Genomic DNA, 25,725 nt, shown 5'->3' on the forward strand with positions numbered 1-25,725 from the left:
CCCAGCCGTTCACATCTCGTCGACGATGGCCTTCGCCTCGGCCAGACCGAGCCCGGGCCGGAGCTCGCGCAGCCGTTTGATCGCGGCGATCTGTTGGCCGGACTGCTTCAGATTGAACACCTCGTCCAGTCGGGCGTCGCGCGGCACTGGCGGTGCGCCGATCAGTTGAGCCAGCTGCTCGACGCGCTGCTCGAGCTGGCTGACCTGCATCCTCAGACCAGCGATTTCCGAGGAGTGGTCTGGACCGAACAGCCCCATGTCAGTGCTCCTTGCTGGCGTCTGGCAGATCGGCGGCGATCTGCTCGAGCAGCACAGCCAACCCGTCGTCATCGACGGAGGCTGTCGTCTCGTCGGCGGCGGCGATGACCTCGTCCGGCGCCTGGCCCATCGCGACGCCACGTGCCGCCCAGCCCAACATCTCCAGGTCGTTGCGCTGGTCGCCGACGGCGACGGTGCACCACGGCTCAATCCCGAGCTGGCGACGCACCTGCTCCAGCGCGCTGCCCTTGGACACGCCCTCGGGGGCCAGGTCCAGCCAGGCCGTGAAGCCGACCGCATAGTTCACGCCGTGCAGACCGATCCGGTCGACCAGCTCGGAGAAACTCTCAGCCGACCCATTGGGGTCGCGGAAGGTGACCCGGGTGGCCGGATGGGAGACCAGCTCCTCGTCGTCCACGACCCGCAGATCACCTTGGAGCTCCCCCTCTGGGAAGGGGGCGCTCAACTTGAAGCCGACCCCGACCTCCTCGACGGCGACCAGAGCATCTGGTCGTGCCCGGCGGAGCAGCTCCACAGCCGGCCGAGGATCGAAGGTGACGGCCTCGGCGATCTCATACCCCTCGGCATACTCCGGACTCAGGGCCAGGGTGATGGCACCGTTGGAGCAGACCGCGATCCCGCCCTCCCGGAGCAGACCTAGCTCGCGGATGATGGGGATCGTGGCCACGGCCGAGCGCCCGGTGGAGATGACGATGTGGGCTCCGGCGTCCCGCAGTGCGCCGATCGCCTCGGCGACGCGGGGGGAGAGGTGACCGTCGTGGTGCAGGATCGTGCCGTCGACGTCGAGTGCGATGAGGAGTTGGTCCGCAGCTACCTGTGGGCTCACGACGCCCACGCTACCTGGGGCGGGGACCCGCACCGCCTGCCGGGTTGTGCCGAGCCGAGTGGGCCCCAGGGCCGTGGGTCTGGGATGCTTGCCCGCGATGGAAGATTTGCTGATCACCTCGCCAGCCAACCCGCGGCTGAAGGCCCTGGCTGGCCTGCGGCGGAGGAGAGTTCGCGAGGCCGAGGGCCGCACGCTGATCGAGGGCTTCGAGGAGCTCGACCTGGCGCTCGAGGCCGGCGTCGTGCCCCGCGTCGTCTTCTACTGCCCGGAGTTGATGCACGACGCGGCCGCACAGAGCCGGGTCGTGGACCAGGTGCGGGCGCGAGGCTCGGAGGTCGTGCGCCTGGCCCGGGCGGCTTTCCAGAAGGTGGCCTATCGCGAGGGGCCCGATGGATTCCTCGCGGTGGTCGACACCGTCACCCGTGACTGCTCCGGTCTGGAGGTCCCCGACCGTGCCCTCGTCCTGTTCTGTGAGGCCGTGGAGAAGCCGGGCAACCTCGGGGCGATGCTCCGCACGGCCGACGCCGCGGGCGTGGACGCGGTCCTGGCCGCAGACCCGGTCACCGACTGGGGCAACCCCAACCTGGTGCGTGCCAGCAAGGGCACGGTCTTCTCGGTCCCCGTGGTGAGCGACACGACCGAGGCAGCCCTGGAGTTCCTGGTCGAGCACGGCATCGCCCTGGTCGCTGCAACACCGGACACCGACGTCGAATACACCGACATCGACTACACCGGTCCGGTCGCGGTGGCCGTCGGTGCGGAGAAGACCGGACTGACCGATCGGGTCCTGGAGGCAGCCACTCACCGCGTGCGGATCCCGATGGTGGGCCGGGCCAATTCGCTGAACGTCTCGACGTCGGCGGCGATCATCACCTACGAGGCCGTGCGCCAGCGCCGCCGCGCCGAGTCGCTCTCGAGTCCCGCACCCGCCGCAGACCTACGCGACATCACGTAGCCGGGAGCCGCTCGGCGGCTGATGTCTGAAGGGGCGAGGTCGAGGAACGTGGAGACCACCACAACCCACGACCCTCGGAGGAACCATGACCACCCTGACCGACCTCACCACCAGCCTCGCCGCCACCTCGGACCGGTGGGACGGTCCGCCCTTCCCGTTCTTCCTGTTCCCGCTGATGTGGTTGCTGGCCTTCGTGCTCGTGGCGACGTTGATCTGGACGGGACGACACCGCCGAGACCGGAGCGCTGGGCGCCGCGCGGGTGAGCAGCGGCTGGCCGAGCGACTGGCGGACGGCTCGATCGACGTCCAGGAATATCGTGCCCGCCTCGAGGTCCTGCGCGAGCGGTAGGCCCAGCCCAGCGCCGGCCCGCAACGACCGGCCTCGCCCCGGGCCCGCTCACCCGGACCTGGTTAACGCTTGACTCTTGCGGTGTGCCACGATGACGCAATGCGGATCGATCACGTGAGTTACGCGGCGAGTCCGGAGGGGCTGCAGGCAACGGCCCAGGACCTGGGCGACAAGTTGGGGATCACCCCTCGCGATGGGGGAGTGCACCCGCGGTTCGGCACGCGCAATGTCATCCTGCCCCTGGCCAGTGACCGTTATCTTGAGGTGGTCGAGGTGCTGGACCACCCCGCCTCGGACAAGGCCCCGTTCGGTCAGGCCGTCCGTGCCCGCTCCGAGCTCGGTGGCGGCTGGATGGCCTGGGTCATCGCGGTTGACGACCTCGGTGACGTCGAGGGCCGCCTGGGTCGTCGTGCCGTCGACGGCCAGCGTCACACCCCCGAGGGTGTCGAGTTGCACTGGCGTCAGATCGGCATCCGCGGCCTGATCGCAGACCCGCAACTGCCGTTCTTTGTGCAGTGGTCGACCATGGACCACCACCCCTCACGCCTGGACGAGTCGGCGGTCGAGCTGACCGGGTTGCACATCTCCGGTGAGCCGGCCCGGATCCGTGACTGGCTCGGCATCGCCGAGCGCGGCGACTGGGAGCGCGAGGTGGACTTCACCTTCGAGCAGCACGACGTGGCAGCGCTGGAGTCGGTCACTTTCGAGAGTCCGACTGGCCCGATCACCATCTGACCTCGGACCGAGGTCGGCACCTACACCGGCGAGAACCTCTATGCCGTTCACTGGCGCGGTCGCCCGTGAGGGCGCTCAGCCCGCCAGCGGCAGGCTGACCTCAACCCGGGTCCCGACGCCCTCCTGTGAGCGGGCACCGACGCTGCCGCGGTGCAGGTCGACGATGGTGGCAACCAACGGCAGGCCCAGGCCCGACCCGGCCACATGGCCGACGTTGCCACCCCGGCTCAGCTCCTGCCACATCGCCTCCTGATCTGCGGCAGGCACCCCAATTCCGGTGTCTGACACCTCGATCGTGACGTTCACGCCGTCGCTGCGGGCGTGCACGTGCACGGGCCCGTCCGTTGAATACTTCAGCGCGTTGAGCACCACGTTGTAGAACGCGACAAACAGCAGCTCGCGGTCGCCGTCCACCGGCCCGACGGGCCAGGGGGCCTCGTGGACTGAGAGCTCGACACTGCGGTCTGCATAGGCCGGCACCTCGGCCAGCGTCATCGTCACCTCGCGCAGCACCTCGACCAGGTCGACACGCTCGCGCTCGAGCTCGGCTGCGGAGAGGTCGTTCACCTTGCGCAGGTCGCTCACCAACCGGGTGAGCCGGTCCACCTGCGTGCGGACCCCGGCCAGGGTCCGATCGGTCGCCGGGTCGGCTGGACCCTGCTGGAGGTTTGTCACCGCGAGCGACAGGGCAGCCAGCGGGTTCTTGAGCTCGTGATCCAACCGGGCCACGAACAGGCGGTGCTCGCTCTGGGCCTCCTCCAGCGCCCAGCGCCGGCCGCGCTCCTCGGCCCGGCGGAGTCGCCGCCGGACCGCCCGGGTGATCAGCACCGCAGCCACCAGCACCAGACCGAGCCACAGCACGAGGACCGGGAGGCCGACGCGCACGACGATCCGCAGGTCGGGGACCCACAGCCACAGCACCAGGGCGGCGGCCACGATGACACCCATCAGCGGGGCCAGGAAAGCCCGGACCCAGTTCATGCGCGGCCCCGGTTCACGCGCTGACCTTGCCACAGAAGCGATACCCCATGCCCTGCACGGTCTCCACCCACCTCGGCTGGCTCGCGTCCTCACCGAGCGTGCGCCGCAGCTCGGCCACCCGGTGGTCGACCGCACGGGTGCTGACCGGGAAGTCATAGCCCCACACCGAGGACAGCAGGCGCTCGCGGGTGTGCAACTCACCGGGGCGGGACATCAGATAGTCGAGCAGCGCCACGGTCCGCGGGGTCAAGGTGACCTCCGTGCCGTCCAGGAACACCCGGCGACCGACCCGGTCCAGCTCGAGCCCGTCGCTGCGCAGCCGATCCCGCCGGGCCAGGTCGGCGCTGCCCTGCCGGTGTCGGCGCAGCACGGCGCGGATCCGGGAGATGAGCTCCTGGGGGTCGAACGGTTTGTTGAGATAGTCGTCGGCCCCCTCATCCAGTGCCGCTGCCCGCTCATAGGACTCACCGACCTGGGTGAGCAGGATGACCGGGGTCCACCGATCGTCGGCCCGCAGCCGGCGCAGCAACTCGCGACCGTCCAGGCCGGGCATCAGCACATCCGACACCACCAGGTCTGGATCGAGCGTCGTCACCGCGGTCAGGGCCTCCGCGCCGTCGGCAGCGGTGTGCACGTCGAAGCCGCTGCGGGCCAGGATCTGTGCCAGGTTGGCCGTGATCTCGGCCTCGTCGTCGACCAGCAGGACGACAGGGCGCTGCTCCATCTCTGGCATCGGGGGCTCCTCTCCGCAGCAGAGTCTGCCAGCCTCCACGGCGCAGATTGTCCTGTGCGACAAGATGTCTCCAGATTGCGACACGAGTGAGACCGCGGTGCCACAACGGCTGCCTAGTGTCGATGCTGCAGCGGCGCTGGGCCGCGATCCGGCAGAACGAGGGAGATGGACATGGGCAAGCAGGGACGCAGGAGCGGTCTGGTGGTGGCGGCGCTGGCGGCGGCACTGACGCTGACAGCGTGCGGGGTCAGCCTCGAGGAGGAGCCGAGCGTCGAGGCCGCCGGTGATCCCGGCCCGGGTGCCACGGCCACCGACGACGCCAACGGCTCGGCGGACACCGACGCGGAGACGATGGCACCGGTCGATGTCGCGGCCACCAGCTCCGCCCCGGACGACGAGGGAGAGGACGAGGGGGCGACGGACCCCGGGGACGATGTGAGTGCCACGTCCGGGCCGCCGGAGGACGCCGCCACGGAGCCCACGGGCGGTGAGCCCGTGCCGATTCTGTATGCGGGACCCGCTGCCGGCGCCCCCGAGGTCGAGGCCCTCGGCACGATGATTCAGACGCCGGTGGAGTCCTGCCTGGCGCTCTATCGCGACGCCGTTCCGGCAGGTGCCCACCTGGAGCCGGAGCCAGATGTCCAGAACACCGAGAGCGACCTGGCGCTGCGCTGCTCCATGCTCGCGCCGTCCGGCACGGTGCTGTTCACCGGCGACGTCCGGATCATGCCCGACCAGCGCGACGACCAGCAGGTTGTGGTCGAGGCCGGTGGTGACGAGGTCCTGCAGCGGGGTCACCTGCGCAGCGCCATTTATCCGATTAGTGACACCTATCCCGAGAACCACCTGAGCACGATCACCAACGTCCTTGAGCGGGTGGGGAACTCCACCATCGAGCCGCTGGTCGAGCAACTGCCCCCACCCGAGCTCGCCGACGACCTGCCGACCAGTTACACCCAGCCGGGTCGCAACTCCGAGGAGGTCATCCGCCTCTATCGGTTGCTGAAGGAGCCGTATGCCGGGTGCCAGCACCTCCTGGACGGTGCCCTCCCCGAGGGGTCCCGGATCGAGGACAACCCCAACACCATGGAGTCCGCGAACCAGCTGATCCTGTGGTGCACGGTGGAGGCTCCCGACGGGCTGATCTTTGTCGCTGCCCGTTCGGTGGTTCACCCGCAGACCGACACCGCGGTGTCGGAGGCCCTGGCCGGTGATGACGTGGGGTGGCAGGAGGGCAACGTCATGATGACCGCTGACATCTCGGGGCCGGCCGTCGACCCGGGCGAGCTGCTGCAGGCGATGCACGCCAACCTCCGGACCGACTTCTGATCTGATCCCAATCAACCTCAGGCTCCCAGGACCTGATCTGGGCGCAAGCACGTCATACCAGCGGGTGAGCCGGTGCTCACCCGCTGGTCGCGTCTGCGCTCTCGCACGGTCCGGGACGGTCGGGTGAGGTTCCGACCTCAAGGCGATCTGCTGGCGCACCGGTGATTCCTAGCGTCGAGGACATGGCATCCCGACGCTTCTCCGCCCTCCTGCTGGGCCTGTCCGCACTTGCCACCGCCGGTGGTCTCACCCTCGCTGGCACCGGCCTGGACACCGAGCAGGGACAGAGCCCAGCCGCCCACGCGGTCCGCGCCCTGACGACGAGCGACGGTGCGGGCGCACTCGCAGCCGTGCCGGAGGACTTCGCCGCGGTCCGCGGCTATGAGCCGGTGCTGGAGGACGGTCATCTGGTTCGCGCCGACGGGGACTGCTCCTCACCGGTGTCGCTGCCGGAGGAGTTCGAGCCGGCCTGTCGCCAGCACGACTATGGCTATGACCTGTTGCGCTATGCCGAGCAGACGGGTGAGCCCCTGGGCCGCTGGGCCCGCGGTGCTGTCGACGAGGCGTTCGCCGACCGGCTCCACGAGCTCTGTGACGAGGGTCCCTCCGGAGCCACGTGCCGCCAGTTGGGGTTCCTCGCAGTCACGGGCGTCGAGTTCAACTCCGTGCGCCAGGGTGACGGCGTGCCGGAAGAGTCGGTCCTCACCAACGCCGCCCTGGCCACGTCGGCCGTGGGCCTGCTCGGCATGAGTGGTGCCGCGATTCCACGAGGACGCGGAAGGCGTCGCTAGATGCGCCGGCTTTGACCTACAAGTGACCTCCGGAGATCCAGTATCATAAGTAGTTGAACTTTCGTTCACCACTCACGATTCTGCAGAAGGCCTGACATGTCCCTGTCCAATTTCCCTCCGTCCTCGCCGAGCCCGGCACGGTCCAAGACTCCCTGGATCGTCCTCTGCTGCGCGCTGGCACTGCTCGTTGGCATCGGGGGTGCGGTGTTCGCGACCCAGCTCAGCGACGGACGAAACGCAGGTCCGACCGTGGTCCCGGCGGCCAGCCAGGCAACGGAGAACGCAGCACCTGTGGAACTGGCGGAGGTGCCGAGCCCACCGATGCCTGACGTGCCGATGGACAATGCTGCGCTGGCGAATGCGTATGGCGACTCGGTGTTCAAGGTCGAGGCAGAGGGCTGCGGCATGACGTCCTCGGGGAGTGCCTGGGTCCTTGACGAGCACCACCTCGTCACCAATGCGCATGTGATCGCGACCGACCCCACACCCACTCTTGTCTCGCGTGACGGTTCAGTGGTCCTGGACGGAACGGTCATCGGCGCTGAGACCGATCCGGACATCGCTGTCATTCACGTTGAGGCAACCTTGCCTCCAGCCCTGGATTGGGCGCCGACCGGGGAGTTGACTGAGGGCCAAGACATCGTGGCACTCGGCTACCCGGCCCCGGCTGGCGACTTCTCGGTCATTCCGTCGACCATCATTAGCTTCCAGCAGGAGGGGGCCGTCCGTGAGGCGATCCGCAGCGATGGAGCCGTGGATCACGGCAACTCGGGCGGGCCAGCCATCACGCAGGATGGGGCTGTTGCCGGGGTTGTCACGCTGATGCTGATTGAGCGTAGCCAACTGCAGATGGTCCCGATCCTGTTCACGGCGGATGCGCTCCAGCCCACGGTGGAGGGCATGCTGGCGAATCCGTCAGACGTGCAGGCCGATTGTGACGAGCCTGCCTACGGCGTCGTGCCTGACGGATGGGACATCGAAGGTTGGGATGGCGCCGAGTCGTCGGAGGCGGCGTACGGAGACGACCCAGGCCTGGACTCCCTCTGGGATAGCTGCGCATCCGGCGACCTGGCTGCTTGCGATGAGCTGTATCTCAGTTCCGGGTGGGGCAGCGAGTACGAAGAGTTTGGTGCCACCTGTGGCCAGACGGCCGAACCTGCCTACGGCATGTGTCAGGCGTATGCGGACTGGGACGCCGAGGCCGCTGCAATCGAGGACGAACAGCAGCGTGCGGATGCGGAGGCACAGGCTGCCCTTGATGCTCTCCGGGCCTCGTGTGAGGGCGGCGACATGCAGGCTTGTGATGATCTGCAATGGGAGGCTTCCTACGGCTCGGCGGAGTATGACGTTGCCGAGTCGTGTGGTGGGCACTTCCCCGACGGGTGGGCATCGTGTGTCGACCGTGAGGGTGACGCCGCGGAAGAGGCCGAGCATGCGGCGGGACTCCTCGCGCTCGTTGCGTCGTGTGAGGGTGGCGACATGCAGGCTTGTGATGATCTGCAGTGGGAGGCTTCCTACGGCTCGGCGGAGTATGACGTTGCCGAGTCGTGTGGTGGGCACTTCCCGGACGGTTGGTCGTCGTGTGTCGAGCGTGAAGCGGATGCTGATGCCATGGCCGGGCTGATCAGCGCCTGCGAGGGTGGCGACATGGAAGGATGCGATGACCTCTGGTATCAGGCAACGCCAGGGACCCCCGCCTATGACGTCGCCGAGAACTGCGGTGGGCGCTACCCCGGCGAAGGTGGCATGTGCGTGTGGGCACAGGAGGACGACACTCCCTGAGGCTCACCGGCCGGATGTGACCTCGGCCGGCTCGTCCTCCTCCGGCGAGGTGGTGAACTTCAGGCCGACGGCGCACCCGATGATCCCCACCAGGAAGAGCACCTTAAGCGGGGTCAGTGGCTCCTGACCTGTGCTGGCCGCCCAGATCACGGTGAGGACGGCACCCAGACCGGTCCACACGGCATACGCCGTGCCGGTGGGGATGGTTTTCATCGCCCAGCCGAGTCCCACCAGGCTGATGATGGAGAAGACGATGAAGACCACCGTCGGGCCGAGGCGGGTCAGGCCGTCGGACTGACCCAGGGCGGTCGCCCAGACTGCCTCGAAGACCGCGCTGACCAGCAGAACTGTCCACGCCATGTCAGGACACCACCTTCAGGCCGACGACGCAGCTGACGATCCCGAGCAGCAGCAGAATGCGGACCAGGGTGACCGGTTCGGTGCCGCGCAGCATGGCCCAGAGCACGGTGAGGCTGGCGCCGGTGGCGGTCCAGACGGCATAGGCCGTGCCGGTGGGGATGGTCTGCATCGCGATCGCGAGCCCTGTGACCGAGATGACCATGGCGATGATGAAGACGATGCTGGGGCGCAGGCGCCGCAGGCCGTGGGAGGCGCCGAGGGCGGTGGCCCAGACGGCCTCGAGGACCCCTGAGCCGATGAGCAGGACCCAGTCCATGACGAATCACTTCTCCTGACAGGCGAGACGGGCAAAAACTGGCCAGTCTTGTCGTCACCGGGTACTGAACCGTCGTCCGGGGTGCCAGGCACCTCCTGCCAGGGTAGCAACAGTTCCGCCCGTGCCGTTTGGCACCGGGTGAGCCCGGACGCCCCGTGGTTCGATGAGTTTGCGGGACCGGGCAGGTCAGTCGCAGTGACCCCTGAGTGTGAGTGACTGCAGAGCCAGGATGCAAAGGAGAGCCCATGGATGACGTCTGGCCGATGGTGCATGCCGAGCGCGCCGCGCTGCTCGCCGACCTCGAGTCGCTGGAGGACAGCCAGTGGCAGCGGGACTCGCTGTGCGCGGGGTGGACCGTCCACGACGTCGCGGCGCACCTGGTCGACACGGCGCTGACCACTCGGGTGGGCTTCATGCTGGGGCTGGCCCGAGCCAGATTCGACTTCGACCGGCAGAACGACCGCGGGGTCGAGCGGCACCGCGGAGCCACCCCACGGCAGACGTTGACCCGGCTCCGGGAGGTGGCGACCCGGACATCCACGCCGCCGGGCTCCCTGGACAGCCGCATCGTCGAGGAGGTCGTGCACGGCGAGGACATTCGCCGGCCACTCGGGCTGGTCCGTGCCTATCCGGCGGCGGCCGTTGACCGGGCGCTGCTCTATCAGACCCGCACGTCGGCGGCGATGGGCGGAGCCAAGGATCGTGTCGCCGGGCTGCGGCTCGAGGCCACTGACCACGATCTGCTCCACGGCGACGGCGCACTCGTCAGAGGGACAGCGCTCGATCTGTTGCTGGCCGTCAGCGGCCGGCAGTCAGCGCTCGCGGACCTGACCGGTCCCGGGGTGAGCCGGTTGGCGCAGACGCCTGCCTGAGGTCACTTCCCGTAGCCGCGCAGCCGCAGGCTGTTCAGCACCACCAGGACGCTGGACATGGCCATGGCACCACCGGCGATCATCGGGTTGAGCAGGCCGAACGCCGCCAGCGGGATCGCTGCAGTGTTGTAACCGAAGGCCCAGACCAGGTTCTGCTTGATGACCCGCAGCGTCTGGCGGGACAGCCCGATCGCGTCGGCGACAGTGTCCACGTCCGAGCGCATCAGCACGATGTCGGCAGACTCCATCGCCACATCGGTGCCCGACCCCATCGCCAGCCCGAGGTCGGCCTGGGCGAGGGCAGCGGCATCGTTGACGCCGTCGCCGACCATCGCCACGACCTTGCCCTGCTTCTGCAGCGCGGTGATCTGCGCGTGCTTGTCCTGCGGCAGCACGTTGGCCTGGACGTGCTCGATCCCGACCTCCTGCGCGACGACAGCAGCGGTGTGCTCGTTGTCCCCGGTCAGCAGATAGGGCGTCAGACCAAGCTCGCGCAGCCGAGCCACGGCCGCGGCACTCGAGGGCCGCACGGCGTCTGCCACCGTCAGGGCCGCGTGCGCGGTGCCCTCCCACCCGACGAGCACGGTCGTGCCGGTGCCCGCGTCGAGCGCAGCCTGCAGTTCTGCCGGGACCTGCTCAAACAGGTCAGGCTTGCCGACGCGGACGGTCATGCCGTTGACGGAGCCCTCGGCGCCCTGGCCGGGCAGGTTGGTGAAGTTGCGCACGCGCGGCAGCTCGATGCCGCGGTCCTCGGCGGCTCCGACGATCGCGCGGGCGATCGGGTGCTCGCTGCCCTGCTCGACGGCGGCCGCCGCCTTGAGGGCAGCATCCTCGGGAAGCTTGGTGACGATCTCGCCCAGCACCGGCTCGCCGGTGGTGACCGTGCCGGTCTTGTCCAGCACGACCGTGTCAACGCTGCGGGTGCTCTCCAGGATCTGCGGGCCCTTGATGAGGATCCCGAGCTGCGCGCCGCGGCCGGTGCCGGTCAGCAGGGCGGTCGGGGTGGCCAGGCCCAGGGCGCAGGGGCAGGCGATGATCAGCACTGCAACAGCGGGCTCGAGGGCCTCGGTGATGCTGTGGCCGGTGATCAGCCAGAGCAGGAAGGTCACCAGGGCGATGACGAGCACGGCTGGGACGAAGACCGCTGAGACCCGGTCGGCGAGACGCTGCACCGGGGCCTTGCCCATCTGCGCGTCCTCGACCAGCCGGGTGATCCGCGCCAGCGTGGTCTCCGCGCCGACGCGGGTCGCGCGCACGATGAGTCGGCCGTGGCCGTTGATGGTGCCGCCGACGACCTCGTGTCCCTCGGCGACCTCGACCGGCATCGACTCGCCGGTCACCATGGAGGCGTCGACGGCGCTGTCGCCCTCCAGGACCGTGCCGTCGGTGGCGATCTTCTCGCCCGGGCGGACGACGAAGTTGGCCCCGATCGTCAACTCCTCCACCGGGATCCGGTGCTCGCGCCAGGCGCCAGCGGCGTCGGTGCGCAGGACCGCCACATCCTTGGCGCCCAGTTGCAGCAGGGAGTGCAGCGCTGAGCGACCCTGGTCCTTGGCGCGCGCCTCGATGTAGCGCCCGATGAGCAGGAACGCGGTGACCGCGCCGACGACCTCGAAATACAGGTGGTCGCTGAAGCCGGTCATCACCGCGAGCAGGGACCAGCCGAACGCAGCGGTGATGCCGATCGAGACGAGCGTGTCCATCGTCGAGGACAGGTGCCGGGCGTTGATCGCCGCGGCCCGGTGGAATGGCCACGCCGCCCACGTGAAGACCGGGATCGTCAGGATCAGCTCGAGCCACGGGCCAGCCCCACCCAGCGCCTCCTTGATGGGCATCACCATCGCGATGATCATCACGATGGCGCCCAGGACCGAGGCCACGACGGCCCGCCGCTTCAGGATCTGGGCCGGGGCCACGTCCGCGAGGTGGTCGTGCTCGTCACCGTTGTGCACGCCGTCGTGCCCATCGTCGTGCTCGCCATCGTGCGAGGCGCCCGTGCCGCCGTCTGTGCTGCCTGCCGGGCCCTTCGCGCGGGGCCGGTCGGCGACCAGGGGAGCCGCGCCATAGCCGGCCGACTCCACTGTCTGGACGATGTCCTGCAGGGTCAACGGAGCGGCATACTGCACCCGCGCCTTCTCCGTGGCGAGGTTGACGGCCGCCTCCACCCCCTCCAACTTGTTCAGTTTGCGCTCGATGCGCGCCGAGCAGGAGGCGCACGTCATCCCGGTGATCGCCAGGTCAACGCTCTCGGAGGTCTGCTGAGTGGGGGTGGACACGGGTTCTCCTCAGTGTCGACGGGCGGGCAGGGGAGAGCCCGTCGAGTCAGTCCGTGGTGCGGGTGGGGCAGGTGACGACAGTGTCAGTTGACGACGGTGTAGCCAGCCTCGGCGACCGCGGCCTCGGCTGCTGCGATGTCGAGCGGGCCGTTGCTGGTCACGAAGACGTCGGACTCGCCACCCTTGGTGAGCTCCACGCGCACGTTGGTCACGTCCTTGACCTCGGTGAGCTCCTCGGTCACGCTGGCGACGCAGTGCTCGCAGGTCATGCCGTTGACGACGAGCTTGTAGGTCTGGTCCTGGGCGGGTGCGTTCATCTCGTGCTCCTTGATGTGATGGTGTCGGTGGTCGAGTTGTGGTGGTGCAGTGGTGATCTGGCTCAGCTGCGGACGAGGCGCGCGATCGCGGCCGAGGCCTCGGTGACCTTGACGTTGGCCGCCTCGTCAGACTCCCGGGCGGCGTCGACGACACAGTGCGCGATGTGGTCCTCCAGGAGCCCGAGGCTCACGGCCTGCAGCGCCTTGGTGACCGCGCTGACCTGGGTGAGCACGTCGATGCAGTAGGTGTCGTTCTCGACCATCCGGGCGATCCCACGGACCTGCCCCTCGATGCGCGCGAGGCGCTTGAGGTAGTCGTCCTTGGTGCCAGCGTATCCGTTCACAGCCATGACGCAACTATACCCCCCTTGGGTATAAATGTGCCAGTCACGCTAGCTGCGGTCGGGGTCGAACTCGCAGAAACTCTCGTAGTGGTCGCCCGTGAAGTACCAGTGGTCGGGGTCGATCTCGGCGCCGCCACCGGTCACGATCCGCCGCGCGCCCCGGTGGTCCAGGTTGGGCGTGACGACGGTGAACTCGCGGTAGTAGTCCTGGCTCTCGTCCGGCATGATGCCCTCCCGGTTCTGGAAGGTCACGCCGTCGTTGCGCGGGAACTCATAGGGCCCGCCGGCCTCGATGTCCTCGATCGTGTCCAGCGCGGTGGCCGGCAGGTCGAGCAGGTCACAGGCAGGTATGCCGGGGCCTCCGAGCTCGGGCTCCTCGCCGCTGTATTCGGCCGGCTCGGGTGTCGTCGGTGGGTCGGTCGGCTCAGCGTCGTCCGCACTGGACGTGGTGCTGGGCAGCAGATCGCCGGGCGCACCGCCACCCTCAGACCCGGCGCTGCCCTCGGTCCTGCTCTCGGTCCTGCTCTCCTGCTGAGTCGGCTGGCTCTGCCCGGTTTCGTCGGTGGTGGTGACGACGTCGCAGCCACCCAGGAGCAGAGCACCGGCGGCGAGCAGCGCGCCGAAGGTCCGTGCTGGCCGCGTCATGCCTGCGCCTCGGGCAGGCGTGCCACTCCGTGCCGGTCGACCAGTGCGATCGTCTCGAAGGCCCGGTCACCCTGGGCGCCGCCGCGCCACAGGTCCGCACTGGCTCGCTGCAGGATCTCGGTCAGCGTGTGCCACCCCGGGAGGTCGCCCTCGACCAGGGATTCAGCACCATGCAGCAGCAGGACGATGCGCTCATCGTCGGGCCACCAGGTGGCCAGGTCCCGCAGCGAGTCGACCAGGGCGTCCAGGTTGCGAGCGGCCGTCTCGGGGAGGCGGAGGGCACCGGCGATGGTGGCCTGTGCCGCACGCAGTTCGGCCGGCAGGTCGGCCTCGACCACGGTGAAACCCACTGATCCGAGGTGCTGCCGGATGTGCTCGCCGTCCTGCGGGGAGGCCAGGATGACGCCGCGCCCGCGCAGCGCGGGCAGGACGTCGTGGACACGCGTCAACTTGCTCGACGATCCAGAGGGCACGACAACCAGACTAAGCGTTGTGGACGTCCATCGTTCCGCGACGCCCGCCCCGTCTCCGTCCGCCAGGGCAGCCAATAGCCTCGCGGTCAGCGCGGCAGCGGGGTCGAGAGCATCGCGTCGAGGGCAATGGTGACCATGGCGCCGAAGCTCTGCTCCCGCTCCTGCGCTGAGGTCTCCGCACCGGTCACGATCTGGTCAGACACCGTGCAGATCGCGAGCGCGGCACGGTTGTGCTTGGCGGCGAGGGTGTAGAGCTCGGCCGCCTCCATCTCCACCGCGAGCACGCCGAAGTCCACCAGCGTGTCCGTCAGGTCGGAGCGGTCGTGATAGAAGCTGTCCGAGCTGAAGATCGACCCGACCAGGTGCTTGACCTGCGCCTTCTCTGCTGCCTCGGCTGCTTGGCGCAGCAGGGTGAAGTCGGCGGTCGCGGGATACTGGAAGCCCTGGAACCGGTGGTGGTTCATCGAGGAGTCGGTCGCTGCCGCCTGGGCGATCACCACGTCCCGCAGGGCGAGGCGCTCGGTGAGTGCCCCGCAGCTGCCGACGCGGACCAGCTGCTGCACGGCATACTCGCTGATCAGTTCGTTGACATAGATGGACAGGGACGGCTGACCCATCCCCGTGCCCTGCACCGACACCCGCTCTCCGCGAAAGGTGCCGGTGAACCCGAGCATCCCGCGGACGTCGTTGTAGAGCTCGGCTCCCTCGAGGAAGTTCTCCGCGATCCACTTGGCGCGCAACGGATCTCCTGGCAGGAGGATGCGCGGAGCGACCTGACCGGCGTCGGCGGCGATGTGCGTGCTCATAGTGGCCCAGTATGCCTGGGCCGATCCGCGCTGCTGGCTGCCGCCGCGGGGTGTACGAAACCTCTACGAAAAGCCGGGTGGGGTGTGCGAAACCTTTATCAAAATAGGGTGGGGGAGTGTCCATCCATGTCCACGGTGCCCGGCTGCACAACCTGCGTGACGTCGAGGTGCAGATCCCGCGCGACACCCTGGTGGCGATCACCGGCGTGTCTGGGTCGGGCAAGTCCTCGCTGGCGTTCGGGACGATCCACGGCGAGGCGCAGCGACGCTATTTCGACTCGGTCGCACCCTTTGCCCGCCGGCTGATCCACACGGCGATCGACCCGCAGGTGCGCGACGTCACGGGCCTGCCACCGGCCGTGGCGATCGAGCAGCGGCAGGCGGCAGCCTCCTCGCGCTCGTCGGTCGGCACGATCACCACGACCGGCAACACCCTGCGGATGGTGTGGTCGCGCTGTGGCGACTATCCCGCCGGTGTCGAGCCGGTGGACTCCGACCACTTCTCGCCCAACACCGCGGTCGGTGCCTGCCCCGAGTGCTCGGGGCTGGGCGTGGTGCACCGGCCGACCGAGGCCTCGATGGTGCCCGACCCGACCCGCTCCATCGCCGAGGGTGCGATCGCCGCCTGGCCCGGGGCGTGGCTCGGCAAGAACTACCGCGACATCATCGCCACGCTCGGCCACGACATCGACGCACCCTGGCAGGACCTGCCGCAGGAGTCCCGCGACTGGATCCTGTTCACCGAGGAGCAGCCCGTGGTCACCGTCGTCCCGGTGCGTGACGCGGACCGAATCCACCGCCCCTACCAGGGCACCTACTCCAGCGCTGCGCGTTATGTCATGCGCACGCTCAGCGAGACCAAGAGCGCCACCCAGCGGCAGCGCGCCCTGCGATTCGTGGAGACCTCACCGTGCCCGGTCTGCGACGGTCGCCGGCTCAACCCCGACGCCCTCCGGGTGACCTGGCAGGGGCTGGCGATCGATGAGGCGCAGCAGCTGCCGGTCAGCGACCTGCTGCCGATCCTGCGCAGCCGCCTGGACGAGCTGCCGGCCGAGGACGGCACGGCCAGCGAGGCCGCCGAGCGACTCCTGCTGACCGATCTCGCCTCCCGGCTGGACGTGCTGGTGACCCTCGGGCTGGGGCACCTCGACCTGGCCCGCCCGACCCCGTCGGTCTCCACCGGTGAGCTCCAGCGGCTGCGGTTGGCGACCTCGTTGCGCTCCGGACTGTTTGGCGTGGTCTATGTCCTCGACGAACCCTCAGCCGGGCTGCACCCCCAGGATGTCGAGCCGCTGCTCGCGGTGCTGCGCGGGCTGGTCGAGGCCGGCAACTCGGTGCTGGTGGTCGAGCACGACATGGCCGTCGTCAACGCGTGCGACTGGATCGTTGACGTGGGCCCGGGTGCCGGCTCCCACGGAGGCGAGGTGCTCTATTCCGGCCCCACCGACGGTCTGCTCGAGGTGTCGGAGTCGGTCACGGCGCGCTTTCTGCACGAGCCGGTCCATCCCGGTGACATCCGCAGCGGCGACCCTCGTGAGCCCTCGGGTCAGCTCGCGGTCACCGGCATCGAGCGGCACAACCTGCACGACCTGAGCGTGGAGGTCCCGCTCGGGGCTTTCACCGTGGTGACCGGGGTCTCCGGGTCGGGGAAGACCAGCCTGCTCCACGGCATACTCGAGGCCGTCGGTGACCGGCTCGCCCGGGTGGAGGAGCAGGACGAGGAGACCGACGAGGAGTATGCCGAGGCGCCCCGTGGCAGCACGGGCGCGGCTCAGGGGAGTGGCACCCGGGTCGGGCGGGCCCACGCGAGCGGGGCCGGTCAGCCGACGCGGCTGGTGCGGATCACACAGCAGCCGATCGGGCGGACGCCGCGGTCCAACCTGGCGACCTACACCGGGTTGTTTGATCACGTGCGCAAGATCTTCGCGCGGACGCCGGCCGCGCGGGAGCGGAGTTTCACGGCGGGGCGCTTCAGTTTCAACACCAGTGCCGGGCGGTGCGAGACGTGCCAGGGGGAGGGCGCGGTCTCGGTGGAGCTGCTGTTCCTGCCCGGGACCTACTCGACGTGCCCGACGTGCGGCGGCGCGCGCTACAACCCCGAGACGCTGGAGGTTGCCTGGCAGGGGTGGACGATTGCGGACGTCCTGGCGCTGACGGTCGCCGAGGCGCTGCCGGTCTTTGCCGACGAGCCGGCCGTGCGGCGAGCGCTCGTCGCGCTCGAGAGGTTGGGGCTGGGCTATCTCACGCTGGGGCAGCCCGCGACCGAACTGTCCGGGGGCGAGGCGCAACGCATCAAGCTGGCCACCGAGCTGCAGAAGGAACGGCGCTCGCCGACCCTCTACCTGCTGGACGAGCCGACCTCCGGACTGCACCCCGCCGACGTCCACAGACTGCTCGCGACGCTGCACGCACTGGTCGACGCCGGGCACACCGTCGTGGTCGTCGAGCACGACCCCGCCGCGCTCGCGACCGCGGACCGGGTGATCGAGCTGGGTCCTGGAGCAGGCGAGGACGGTGGCCAGGTTGTCTCCACCGGGCTGCGTCGGGAAGAGGTGCTGGCCCGGACAGCGCACCGGCTGCAGGGACAATCTGCGGTCACGGACGACGAGTGACACGCCGTCTTGGAGGAGATTGAGGCTGCGCGCGGCAGGCGGGCTGCTGAGCTTGGTGAAGGCCGCCAGTGATCGTTGACGCGTCGGGCGTCATCGATGCCAGCGATGAGCCGGGCTGCTACGGGATCACCTGGACCAGGCCTGTGTACATCACTCTGACGGGTGCGCGCTCTCCCAGCCGTCGGCCTGGGCGGCGGCCGCGAGCCGCTGCCGGATCGCCACGTCGTGCAGTGCGGGTGACCCACGGTGGCCATCGCGTGGCTCCTCGGATCCACCGGGCGCGAGCAGCCGTTGCATGCCCGTGCGCAGGACGCGTTGGTCGATCAGGTCGCTGCCACTGAGCATCAGCAGTGCGGTGCCCTGGTCGAGTGCCGCCAGGAGCGCGCCGCGCTCGGGCTCTGTCAGCGGGTCGTCCGCCCCGATGTTGGCACGGGTCGCAGTGGTGGCATAGCCCTGGATGAGGACCTCCAGGCGGGCCGCCATCTGGGGCCGCAACTGCGGGTCTCGTGCTGCTGCGGCGATGAACTCCAGGGTGGCCAGCGCCATCCCCTGGATCGCCTCGTCAAACTGCTCTGGCAGCGGCTCGCACTCGTCACTGGTCGCGTCGTCGGGGTCCTGCAGGTCCCAGCCGTCGGCGGCGATGGCTGCCTCCATGTTGGCGTCCATGACCGCCAGGAACAGGTCGGCCTTGCCGGAGAAGTTGGAATAGACCGCGCCCTTGGAGTAGCCCGCCTCGCGGGCGATGGCCTCCAGGCTGGCGGCGTGATAGCCGGTCTCCGAGAAGACGGTGCGCGCCGCGATCACCAGGGTGTCGCGGGTCTCCTGCTGCAGATCCTGACGGGAGCGCGGTGCCGGTGCCATCGGACCATCCTAATCCGTTGACATACCGCGAGTACTCGAATACCGTCGGTATCGAAATACTGACGGTATCTGGATGGAGTGCTCATGACCGACGCGATCCTTGACGTGGTGGGGCTGACCCGATCGTTCGGCACCGTGGTGGCCAACGACAACGTGACGTTGCATGTGCGCGCCGGTGACGTCGTTGGGCTTCTGGGGCACAACGGGGCGGGCAAGACGACGCTCGTCTCACAGTTGGTCGGGCTGCTCCGGCCCGACGCCGGAACGATCCGGATCGGCGCCACGGACGCCGTGGCTGATCCCGCGTCCGCACGACGTCACGTCGCGCTCCAACCGCAGGCCCAGGCGCCCATCGATGGGCTCACGCCACGGCAGGCGATCGAGCTCGCCGGTCGGATCCGCGGCCTGACCACCCGGGACGCCCGCGCCGCCGCCACGGACCTCGCCGACGAGCTCGACCTTGGTCCCTGGCTGGACCGGCGTGCGCTCGCGGAGGGTGGTGGACTCTCCGGAGGCATCCGACGCCTCACCTCGTTTGCGATGGCGCTTGCCGCGCCGATGCCACTGCTGGTGCTGGACGAACCCACCAACGACATCGACGCCTCCCGCCGGCGCCTGCTCTGGGAGGCGGTGCGGCGCCGCGGTGACCAGGGCTCCGGGGTGCTGGTGGTCACCCACAACGTGGCCGAGGCCGAGCGCATCGTCGATGATCTAGTGATCCTGCACCGGGGCCGGGTGGTTGCCTCGGGGTCCCCGGCGAGACTGCGGGGCACCCAGGACACTGACCTGCGCCTCGAGCTGCAGCTGCAGCCCGAGGCGGACGACCCATCCGCCGACCCGGAGGGCCTGCCGATCACCGCCGTGCGGCACGTCCGCGCGGGCCGCCGTGTGCTGCTCACGGTGCCGACGGGCGAGGCAGCTCCGGCCGTGACCTGGGCGACCGCGCTGCGCGAGCAGGAGCGCATCGACGGTTTCGCGCTCGGGCCGGTGACCCTCGAGGACACCTATCTGGCCCTCACTGCCGACGCGGGCGATGTCGTCAGCACGTCCACAGAAGAGGAGGTCGCTCATGTCTGATCAGACACAGACGATTCCAGCCGAGACCCCACCGACCCGACCCACGACCCTCCCGGCGCCGAGCGCGGCCGGTGCGCTCACGACATACGGCACGCTGTTGCGCTGGACCCTCTCCCAGATCGGGGCGATGCTCCCGCTGATCATCGTGGTGCAGGCGCTGCTCGCGGCCGGGATCGTCGTCGGGTTCGGCTTCCTGATCCCCGACATCGACGCGGGCACGGCACTCTTCCTGTCCACCGGCGCACCGACCGTGCTGCTGCTGACCCTCGGCTTCGTGATGGTCCCGCAGGGAGTTGCGCGGGCGCGCACGGATGGGACGTTCCATTACATGCGCTCGATGCCCGTGTGGCGCCCCCTGCTGCTGGCGGCCGACATGACCGTGTGGGTCATCGTCGCGCTGCCCAGTGTCGCCGTCGCGGTGCTGGTGGCGATCTGGCGCTATGACCTCAGCCTGTCGTTTGACTGGCCCGTGCTGATCAGCGCGACCGTGCTGGTCACGGTGACCGCCACCGCGGTGGGCTATGCGATCGCGGTGACCCTGCCGCCACTGCTGGCGCAGCTGGTGACCCAGGTGTTGGTCTTCTTCGTGCTGCTGTTCTCGCCGATCACCTTCCCGCTCGAGCAGCTGCCGCAGTGGTTCCAGGCGGTGCACGACGTGCTGCCTGCCCGGCCCGGTGCCGACCTGGTGCGGGCAGGGCTGGCCGCGGACGACTTCACCGCGACCGGCCGGGACCTGCTGGTGCTGGGCGCCTGGTGCGTGGGTGGGCTCGCCGTCTCGCTGCGGGCGTTGGTGCGGCGGAAGTGACCGGTCGGTCAGCGGTGTGGCTCGTGCCGCAGAACCGGGTGGAACGGCTCGGCCGGGGCGCGCGTCCCACACGCAACTGACGGCGACGAGGGAGTTGGCTGTGCGATCGAAGAGGATTGTGGTGGGCGGACTGCTGGTCCTGCTCTTGTCCGCGTGTGGCGGGGCCGAGGCGGAGGTGGCAGATGACGTCGAGACGGCAGCGGACGTCGAGACAGTGGGCGACGTTGAGGCGGCCGCCCAGGCCGTGATCGCCTATTGGCAGGTCCACGATGAGTTGGCCAGCGACCATGAGATCGACGCCCGCGAGGCGTTCACGGCGGTGACGCGCGGGAAGGCCCTGGAGCAGGCCATCGTGACCGTGCAGACCACGCGCGATCAGGGGCTGGTGCAGTCGGGCGAGACGGGGGTCAGCGTGGTCGACGTCTCAGAGGTTGCCGCGGGCGAGCACTATGACGTGACGGTGTGCCTGGACTTCTCCGAGGTGCTCATCGATGGCGCGTCCGTCGACCGCAGCGGTTTTGGCGGAGATCTGCAACAGACCACCTACGTGGTGCAGTCGACCGGTGGCAGCGCCGGGCAACTCATGGTGACTGAGGACCCAGTCGAGTTCGAGCCCTGCGCTGGCTGAGCCGCGCAGGGGGTCTTCTCAGCGGGACGTCGTGGCCCCTAGACTCGCCGGACTCGTGTCCACTCGATGAGGAGCGCTTCATGGTCCTGCAGAACCCGTTCTACACGCCCGAGGTCCAAGGGGCCTATGAGTTGCACTCCCTCGGCCGGTTCGAGCTGGAGGAGGGTGGGGTGATCCCCGACCTGCAGCTCGCGGTGGCGACCTATGGCCAGCTCAACGAGGCCAAGGACAACGCGATCCTGATCCCCACCTGGTTCTCCGGCACGCACCAGACCTGGGAACAGGTCTATATCGGGTCGGGGCGGGCGCTCGACCCCGAGAAATACTTCATCGTCGTGATCAACCAGATCGGCAACGGCCTGTCGACCTCACCGCACAACACCGACGGCGAGATCGCGATGTCGCGGTTCCCCCACGTGCGGATCGGCGACGACGTGCGAGCCCAGGAGCAGTTGCTGCGTGAGGTCTTCGGGATCGAGCAGCTGGCCCTGGTCGTCGGCGGCTCGATGGGCGCTCAGCAGACCTGGGAGTGGGCTGTCCGCTTCCCCGACAAGGTGCTGCGCGCGGCGCCGGTTGCCGGGACCGCGCAGAACACCCCCCACGACTTCCTGTTCACCAAGACGCTGATGGATGCCATCACCTCCGACCCGGGCTGGAACGGCGGCGAGTATGCCGATCACGCGGACGTGCTCGCGGGCCTGACCCGGCACGCGGACATCTGGGCGGTGCTCGGGCTGTCCACGGAGTTCTGGAAGACCGAGTTCTGGCGCAACATCGAGCTGCCGGACGTCACCTGGGACACCTTCGAGGAGTTCTCGGAGCGGTTCCTCAGCGCAGTGTTCACCGCCATGGACCCCAACGCGTTGTTGGCCATGGGCTGGAAGTGGCAGCGCGGCGACGTCGCCCGCAACACCGACGGCGACCTGGTCGCGGCGCTCGGGCGAGTCACCGCCAAGGTCTTCGTGATGCCCCACGACGAGGACATGTTCTTCCCGGTGCGGGACGCCGAGGCCGAGCAGAAGCTGACTCCCAACAGCGAGCTGCGCGTGCTCCACACCATCGCCGGGCACTTCGGGCTGTTCGGCTTCGAGGAGTCCTACCTGGCCGAGGTGGACGACAACCTCAAGGAGCTGCTGGCGAGCGAAGTGTGAGCCGGGGCGGCACATCGGCGACCAGGGGCCGACGTGCGGCAGAGCGTCGGGTCAGCCCTTGGCGGACACGAGTTCGGCGATGAGATCGCCGAAGGAGGAGGTCGTGCCGGTGCCGCCGAGGTCCGGGGTCGCCGTCCCCTGCTCTGCGCCCGTCGTCAGTCCAGCCTCCACGGCCCGCATGGTGGCGGCGGCCGCCTCGGACTCACCGAGGTGGTCGAGCATCATTGCCCCGCACCAGATCTGGCCGACCGGGTTGGCGATGCCCTGACCTGCGATGTCGGGTGCCGACCCGTGGACCGGCTCGAAGAGGCTGGGGTGCTCGCGCGTGGGGTTGATGTTGGCGCTCGGGGCGATCCCGATGGTGCCGGTGCAGGCCGGCCCGAGGTCGGAGAGGATGTCGCCGAACAGGTTGCTGGCGACGACGACGTCGAAGCGCTCGGGGCTGAGCACGAACCGGGCGGTGAGGATGTCGATGTGATAGCTGTCGACCTCGATCTCCGGGTATTCCTCGTGGACCGCCTTCACCCGCTCGTCCCAGAACGGCATGGTGATCGCGATGCCGTTGCTCTTGGTCGCGGAGGTGACCTTCTTGCGCGGGCGGGCCTGGGCCAGGTCGAAGGCATAACGCAGGACCCGGTCCACACCGGTGCGGGTCATCACCGTCTCCTGGATGACCACCTCGCGCTCGGTGCCGGGGAACATGTGCCCGCCGACGCTCGAGTACTCGCCCTCAGTGTTCTCCCGGACGATCATCATGTCGATGTCGCCGGGCTTCTTGTCCGCCAGCGGAGCGCGCACGCCGGGCATGAGCCGCACGGGGCGCAGATTGACGAACTGGTCGAACTCGCGCCGGAACTGCAGCAGGCTGCCCCACAGCGACACGTGGTCGGGCACGACGTCCGGCCAGCCGACAGCGCCGAAATAGATCGCGTCGAAGCCGGACAGCGTCGCCTTCCAGTCCTTCGGCAGCATCTCCCCGGTGCGCTGGTAATAGTCGGCCGAGGACCAGTCGAACTCCTCGAACTCCAGCCCGATGTCGAAGGTGTCGGCGACGCGGCGCAGGACCTTGATGCCCTCGGGCATCACCTCGGTCCCGATCCCGTCCCCGGCGATGACGGCGATGCGGTGGCTCGTGGCTGGCATGGGTCCTCCTCGTGAAGTCTGCTGGGGCTCAGCGTCCCACGGGCGTCACTCTCGGTCAGCAGGGCCCTGCAGTTCCAGCTCCTCACCGAGGAGCCAGTGGCTAAACCAGGTGAGGTTCTGGTGCAGGACGGCGTGGTGCTCGCGCGGCCTGGTGACTGGGTGCGCGAAGTCGGGATAGACGAACAACTCGACCGGCACGCCCCGCTCCTGCAGCCCGCGATAGAGCTCCATCGCGTTGGACAGCGGCACCCGCTGGTCCTTGGCCCCGTGCTGGATCAGCATGGGGGTGTCGGCCCCGTCGAGACCGGAGATCGGGGAGGACTCCACCAGGGCTGACCGGTCGGCGCCGAACAGGTCGATGCCGAGGAAGTCGCGGGTGAAGTCGGGGATGTCGTTGCTGATCGCGTAGGTGTACCAGTCCGAGACGCCGGCTCCCACGCTCACGGCGGCGAACCGGTCGGAGCGGATCCCCGCGAAGGCCGAGATATAGCCACCCTGCGACCAGCCCATGGACCCGACGCGCTCGGTGTCGATCCACCCGAGCTCGTCGAGGTGGTCGATGGCGCTCTCCAGGTCCCACAGGTCGCCGACGCCCAGGTTGCCGACATTGAGCTCCTGGAAGTCCAGCCCGCGGCCCAGCGAGCCCCGATAGTTGGGGTGCAGCACGATCACACCCTGCGCGGCCAGCTGCACCCCCGGGTAGTAGTGGCGAGCCGTCATCGGTAGCAGGTCCTCGGTGTCGACCCAGGTCGGTCCACCGTGCACGACGAACACCAGCGGATGCTTGACGCTCGGGTCGAAGCCGGGCGGCAGGCGCAGAACCCCCTCGATCTCGGTCCCGTCCTTGCTGGTCCACGAGATGGTGCGCACCTCGCCGAGGTCCCAGTCCGCCACCTGCTCACCGAGCTGGGTCAGCGGGCGCGTCCCCTCCTCGGTGGTCACCCAGGCCTCCTGGTATGCCGAGGCGCTGCCGCCCACGAAGCTCACCTGACCGCTGCGGGTGGTGTGGAACGGGACCGCGGAGGAGACGTGGCACCAGACCTCGCCGGTGTCGACCCGCTGGGGCTGGCCACCGTCGGGGTCGAGGCGCCGGATCGCCCACCTGGTGCTCTCGGCGTGCAGGACGTCGATCCCGTGCTCGTGCCAGATCGGGCTGGAACAGGCCTGGTCGACACCGGCGGTCACGTCGCGCAGGTGGGTCCGAGCCTGCTCCGCGGTGGTTGCAGTCAGCAGGGCGTCGCGCTCGCCGACCCACAGCTCGGTGTTGGTGCTGACCAGGGTGTCCCGTCCCGGGAAGCTGATCAGCAGCCGGTCGCCCTCGGGGCTGACGGCCTCCAGCGCCGCCCGGGGCGGCAGGGCGAGCTGAGCCGCGGTGCCGAGATAGGAGACGTCCCGCCGCTCGCGCCGCTGGTCGGACTCCTCGGCGATGCCGGCGTCGTGGTCCTTGCTCTTGCGGGCGCTCTCCCGGCGGATGAACTCCTCGACCGCAGCGCCGGCATCGAGCTCGAGGCGGTGCACGCTGGACTCTCGCCAGGTGGTGAGCTCGTCGGTCGGGCGTGCGTTGACATAGACCGCGTCACCGGCCGGGGAGGCCACGACGCCCTGGATCGCCAGCGGCTGCTCGAGCAGCGCGCTGAGCTCGATCTCGGGGCGGATCAGCACCTCACGCTCGTCCTTGCTGGCCCGTGCCCGCGCGCGCTCGTGCTCGGCCAGCCGGGGCAGGTCGACGTAGTAGGCGGCCGTGCGTCCCGGCTCCGACTCGACGTGCACATACGTGCCGAAGCGCTCCTCGCGCGCCTCGACCTCCGGGTCGTCAGACTTGCGGGACAGGAAGACGATCCCCTCGGCATAAGGCTCGAAGGAGTCAACCCCGTGCTCGGCCTGGGTGACCTGCCACCCGTCCCCGACCAGTCCGTCATAGACGTGGACCTGCTGCGTGCCCTCCGGCGAGCCGTCGCTCGTGCGGACCGCGAGCACGTCGTCGGCGAGCCAGTGCATCTGCTCACACGCCGCGAAGCGGGTCAGCCGGTGCTGACGCCCGGTCGCGACGTCCACGATGATCACGTCACGGCAATAGCGGTTGTCCTCCCAGTGCGGGTGCTCCACCCGGATCGCGGCACGACCGCCGCGGGGGCTCAGCTGCACCTCCAGGGCGATCTCGAGCAGGAGCAGGTCACGAAGTCCCGGAGTGGTCATGCCCTCATCCTCGCAAGAGCCACCCGTGCAGTGCATCCGCTTTGTCGGCCACGGGTCACTGTGTCTGCCCTGGGTCACTGTGT

At 69.1% G+C, this 25,725-nt stretch carries 27 protein-coding genes and 1 riboswitch; of the genes, 12 read left to right on the forward strand and 15 right to left on the reverse strand.

Annotated features, from left to right (window positions below):
- Nucleotides 1-9: 9 nt before the first annotated feature.
- Both NF556_RS01050 and NF556_RS01055 read right to left on the reverse strand, forming a co-directional pair.
- Nucleotides 10-258 carry a ribosomal L7/L12 family protein gene (locus NF556_RS01050; protein WP_252593656.1) on the reverse strand — a complete coding sequence of 83 codons (249 nt, stop codon included), beginning with the start codon at nucleotides 256-258 and terminating at the stop codon, nucleotides 10-12.
- A gap of 1 nt (nucleotide 259) precedes the next feature.
- The gene (locus NF556_RS01055; protein ID WP_252593657.1) at nucleotides 260-1,105 is read right to left on the reverse strand and encodes an HAD family hydrolase; all 846 of its coding nucleotides are present in this window, start codon (nucleotides 1,103-1,105) and stop codon (nucleotides 260-262) included.
- A gap of 97 nt (nucleotides 1,106-1,202) precedes the next feature.
- On the opposite strand from NF556_RS01055, the gene NF556_RS01060 reads away from it, so the two are divergent.
- The 3 genes from NF556_RS01060 (at nucleotide 1,203) to NF556_RS01070 (ending at nucleotide 3,144) form a co-directional block, all read left to right on the forward strand.
- Nucleotides 1,203-2,060 (forward strand): TrmH family RNA methyltransferase, encoded by an 858-nt coding sequence (locus NF556_RS01060; protein ID WP_252593658.1) that lies wholly within the window; start codon nucleotides 1,203-1,205, stop codon nucleotides 2,058-2,060.
- An 85-nt stretch (nucleotides 2,061-2,145) separates the two neighbouring features.
- Nucleotides 2,146-2,409, forward strand: a complete 264-nt coding sequence (locus NF556_RS01065; protein ID WP_252593659.1) for a hypothetical protein — start codon at nucleotides 2,146-2,148, stop codon at nucleotides 2,407-2,409.
- Nucleotides 2,410-2,508: 99 nt separating this feature from the next.
- Entirely contained in the window at nucleotides 2,509-3,144 is a 636-nt protein-coding gene (locus tag NF556_RS01070) for a VOC family protein (RefSeq protein WP_252593660.1), read from the forward strand.
- A 75-nt stretch (nucleotides 3,145-3,219) separates the two neighbouring features.
- Here NF556_RS01070 and NF556_RS01075 read toward each other — a convergent pair whose 3' ends face one another.
- The gene (locus NF556_RS01075; RefSeq protein ID WP_252593661.1) at nucleotides 3,220-4,125 is read right to left on the reverse strand and encodes a sensor histidine kinase; all 906 of its coding nucleotides are present in this window, start codon (nucleotides 4,123-4,125) and stop codon (nucleotides 3,220-3,222) included.
- 13 nt (nucleotides 4,126-4,138) lie between these two features.
- Nucleotides 4,139-4,858 carry a response regulator transcription factor gene (locus NF556_RS01080; RefSeq protein ID WP_252593662.1) on the reverse strand — a complete coding sequence of 240 codons (720 nt, stop codon included), beginning with the start codon at nucleotides 4,856-4,858 and terminating at the stop codon, nucleotides 4,139-4,141.
- Between the two features lie 171 nt (nucleotides 4,859-5,029).
- Between NF556_RS01080 and NF556_RS01085 the strand changes: the two genes are divergently transcribed.
- From NF556_RS01085 to NF556_RS01095, 3 genes are all read left to right on the forward strand, one after another.
- Nucleotides 5,030-6,187 (forward strand): hypothetical protein, encoded by a 1,158-nt coding sequence (locus tag NF556_RS01085; protein ID WP_252593663.1) that lies wholly within the window; start codon nucleotides 5,030-5,032, stop codon nucleotides 6,185-6,187.
- A gap of 182 nt (nucleotides 6,188-6,369) precedes the next feature.
- The gene (locus NF556_RS01090; protein ID WP_252593664.1) at nucleotides 6,370-6,978 is read left to right on the forward strand and encodes a hypothetical protein; all 609 of its coding nucleotides are present in this window, start codon (nucleotides 6,370-6,372) and stop codon (nucleotides 6,976-6,978) included.
- Between the two features lie 96 nt (nucleotides 6,979-7,074).
- On the forward strand, nucleotides 7,075-8,760 hold the full coding sequence (locus tag NF556_RS01095; RefSeq protein ID WP_252593665.1) for a trypsin-like peptidase domain-containing protein: 1,686 nt from the start codon (nucleotides 7,075-7,077) through the stop codon (nucleotides 8,758-8,760).
- A gap of 3 nt (nucleotides 8,761-8,763) precedes the next feature.
- Here NF556_RS01095 and NF556_RS01100 read toward each other — a convergent pair whose 3' ends face one another.
- Together NF556_RS01100 and NF556_RS01105 are read right to left on the reverse strand one after the other, a co-directional pair.
- Complete coding sequence (locus NF556_RS01100; protein ID WP_252593666.1) at nucleotides 8,764-9,120, reverse strand: DMT family transporter; 357 nt, start codon at nucleotides 9,118-9,120, stop codon at nucleotides 8,764-8,766.
- 1 nt (nucleotide 9,121) lies between these two features.
- Nucleotides 9,122-9,436 (reverse strand): DMT family transporter, encoded by a 315-nt coding sequence (locus NF556_RS01105; protein ID WP_252593667.1) that lies wholly within the window; start codon nucleotides 9,434-9,436, stop codon nucleotides 9,122-9,124.
- A gap of 37 nt (nucleotides 9,437-9,473) precedes the next feature.
- Nucleotides 9,474-9,534, reverse strand: a riboswitch (guanidine-III (ykkC-III) riboswitch).
- Between the two features lie 147 nt (nucleotides 9,535-9,681).
- On the opposite strand from NF556_RS01105, the gene NF556_RS01110 reads away from it, so the two are divergent.
- Nucleotides 9,682-10,308: a maleylpyruvate isomerase family mycothiol-dependent enzyme gene (locus NF556_RS01110; protein WP_252593668.1), complete on the forward strand. Its 627-nt coding sequence runs from the start codon at nucleotides 9,682-9,684 to the stop codon at nucleotides 10,306-10,308.
- Nucleotides 10,309-10,310: 2 nt separating this feature from the next.
- Here NF556_RS01110 and NF556_RS01115 read toward each other — a convergent pair whose 3' ends face one another.
- From NF556_RS01115 to deoD, 6 genes are all read right to left on the reverse strand, one after another.
- Nucleotides 10,311-12,584, reverse strand: a complete 2,274-nt coding sequence (locus NF556_RS01115) for a heavy metal translocating P-type ATPase (RefSeq protein ID WP_332460669.1) — start codon at nucleotides 12,582-12,584, stop codon at nucleotides 10,311-10,313.
- 83 nt (nucleotides 12,585-12,667) lie between these two features.
- Complete coding sequence (locus tag NF556_RS01120) at nucleotides 12,668-12,901, reverse strand: heavy-metal-associated domain-containing protein (protein ID WP_252593669.1); 234 nt, start codon at nucleotides 12,899-12,901, stop codon at nucleotides 12,668-12,670.
- A gap of 62 nt (nucleotides 12,902-12,963) precedes the next feature.
- Nucleotides 12,964-13,245, reverse strand: coding sequence for a metal-sensitive transcriptional regulator (locus NF556_RS01125; protein ID WP_269759947.1), 282 nt, complete (start codon nucleotides 13,243-13,245; stop codon nucleotides 12,964-12,966).
- Nucleotides 13,246-13,293: 48 nt separating this feature from the next.
- Complete coding sequence (locus NF556_RS01130) at nucleotides 13,294-13,890, reverse strand: guanyl-specific ribonuclease (RefSeq protein ID WP_252593671.1); 597 nt, start codon at nucleotides 13,888-13,890, stop codon at nucleotides 13,294-13,296.
- Nucleotides 13,887-14,363: a barstar family protein gene (locus tag NF556_RS01135; RefSeq protein WP_252593672.1), complete on the reverse strand. Its 477-nt coding sequence runs from the start codon at nucleotides 14,361-14,363 to the stop codon at nucleotides 13,887-13,889. Before NF556_RS01135 ends, NF556_RS01130 begins: the two co-directional genes overlap by 4 nt.
- Nucleotides 14,364-14,449: 86 nt before the next feature.
- Nucleotides 14,450-15,169: a purine-nucleoside phosphorylase gene (deoD, locus tag NF556_RS01140; protein WP_252593673.1), complete on the reverse strand. Its 720-nt coding sequence runs from the start codon at nucleotides 15,167-15,169 to the stop codon at nucleotides 14,450-14,452.
- 116 nt (nucleotides 15,170-15,285) lie between these two features.
- Between deoD and NF556_RS01145 the strand changes: the two genes are divergently transcribed.
- Entirely contained in the window at nucleotides 15,286-17,781 is a 2,496-nt protein-coding gene (locus NF556_RS01145) for an excinuclease ABC subunit UvrA (RefSeq protein WP_252593674.1), read from the forward strand.
- Between the two features lie 150 nt (nucleotides 17,782-17,931).
- On the opposite strand, the gene NF556_RS01150 is transcribed toward NF556_RS01145, so the two are convergent.
- Complete coding sequence (locus tag NF556_RS01150; protein WP_252593675.1) at nucleotides 17,932-18,642, reverse strand: TetR/AcrR family transcriptional regulator; 711 nt, start codon at nucleotides 18,640-18,642, stop codon at nucleotides 17,932-17,934.
- An 84-nt stretch (nucleotides 18,643-18,726) separates the two neighbouring features.
- On the opposite strand from NF556_RS01150, the gene NF556_RS01155 reads away from it, so the two are divergent.
- From NF556_RS01155 to NF556_RS01170, 4 genes are all read left to right on the forward strand, one after another.
- The gene (locus NF556_RS01155) at nucleotides 18,727-19,719 is read left to right on the forward strand and encodes an ABC transporter ATP-binding protein (protein WP_252593676.1); all 993 of its coding nucleotides are present in this window, start codon (nucleotides 18,727-18,729) and stop codon (nucleotides 19,717-19,719) included.
- A complete protein-coding gene (locus NF556_RS01160) occupies nucleotides 19,712-20,524 on the forward strand; it encodes an ABC transporter permease (protein WP_252593677.1) in 813 nt (270 codons plus the stop codon). Before NF556_RS01155 ends, NF556_RS01160 begins: the two co-directional genes overlap by 8 nt.
- 100 nt (nucleotides 20,525-20,624) lie before the next feature.
- On the forward strand, nucleotides 20,625-21,152 hold the full coding sequence (locus NF556_RS01165; protein ID WP_252593678.1) for a hypothetical protein: 528 nt from the start codon (nucleotides 20,625-20,627) through the stop codon (nucleotides 21,150-21,152).
- Between the two features lie 80 nt (nucleotides 21,153-21,232).
- Nucleotides 21,233-22,303, forward strand: coding sequence for an alpha/beta fold hydrolase (locus NF556_RS01170; protein WP_252593679.1), 1,071 nt, complete (start codon nucleotides 21,233-21,235; stop codon nucleotides 22,301-22,303).
- 51 nt (nucleotides 22,304-22,354) lie between these two features.
- Here NF556_RS01170 and NF556_RS01175 read toward each other — a convergent pair whose 3' ends face one another.
- Together NF556_RS01175 and NF556_RS01180 are read right to left on the reverse strand one after the other, a co-directional pair.
- The gene (locus NF556_RS01175; RefSeq protein WP_252593680.1) at nucleotides 22,355-23,446 is read right to left on the reverse strand and encodes a tartrate dehydrogenase; all 1,092 of its coding nucleotides are present in this window, start codon (nucleotides 23,444-23,446) and stop codon (nucleotides 22,355-22,357) included.
- A gap of 45 nt (nucleotides 23,447-23,491) precedes the next feature.
- On the reverse strand, nucleotides 23,492-25,642 hold the full coding sequence (locus tag NF556_RS01180; RefSeq protein ID WP_252593681.1) for an alpha/beta hydrolase family protein: 2,151 nt from the start codon (nucleotides 25,640-25,642) through the stop codon (nucleotides 23,492-23,494).
- Between the last annotated feature and the right edge of the window lie 83 nt (nucleotides 25,643-25,725).

Origin of the sequence: Ornithinimicrobium faecis (assembly GCF_023923225.1) — a bacterium.
GTDB lineage: Bacteria > Actinomycetota > Actinomycetes > Actinomycetales > Dermatophilaceae > Ornithinicoccus > Ornithinicoccus faecis.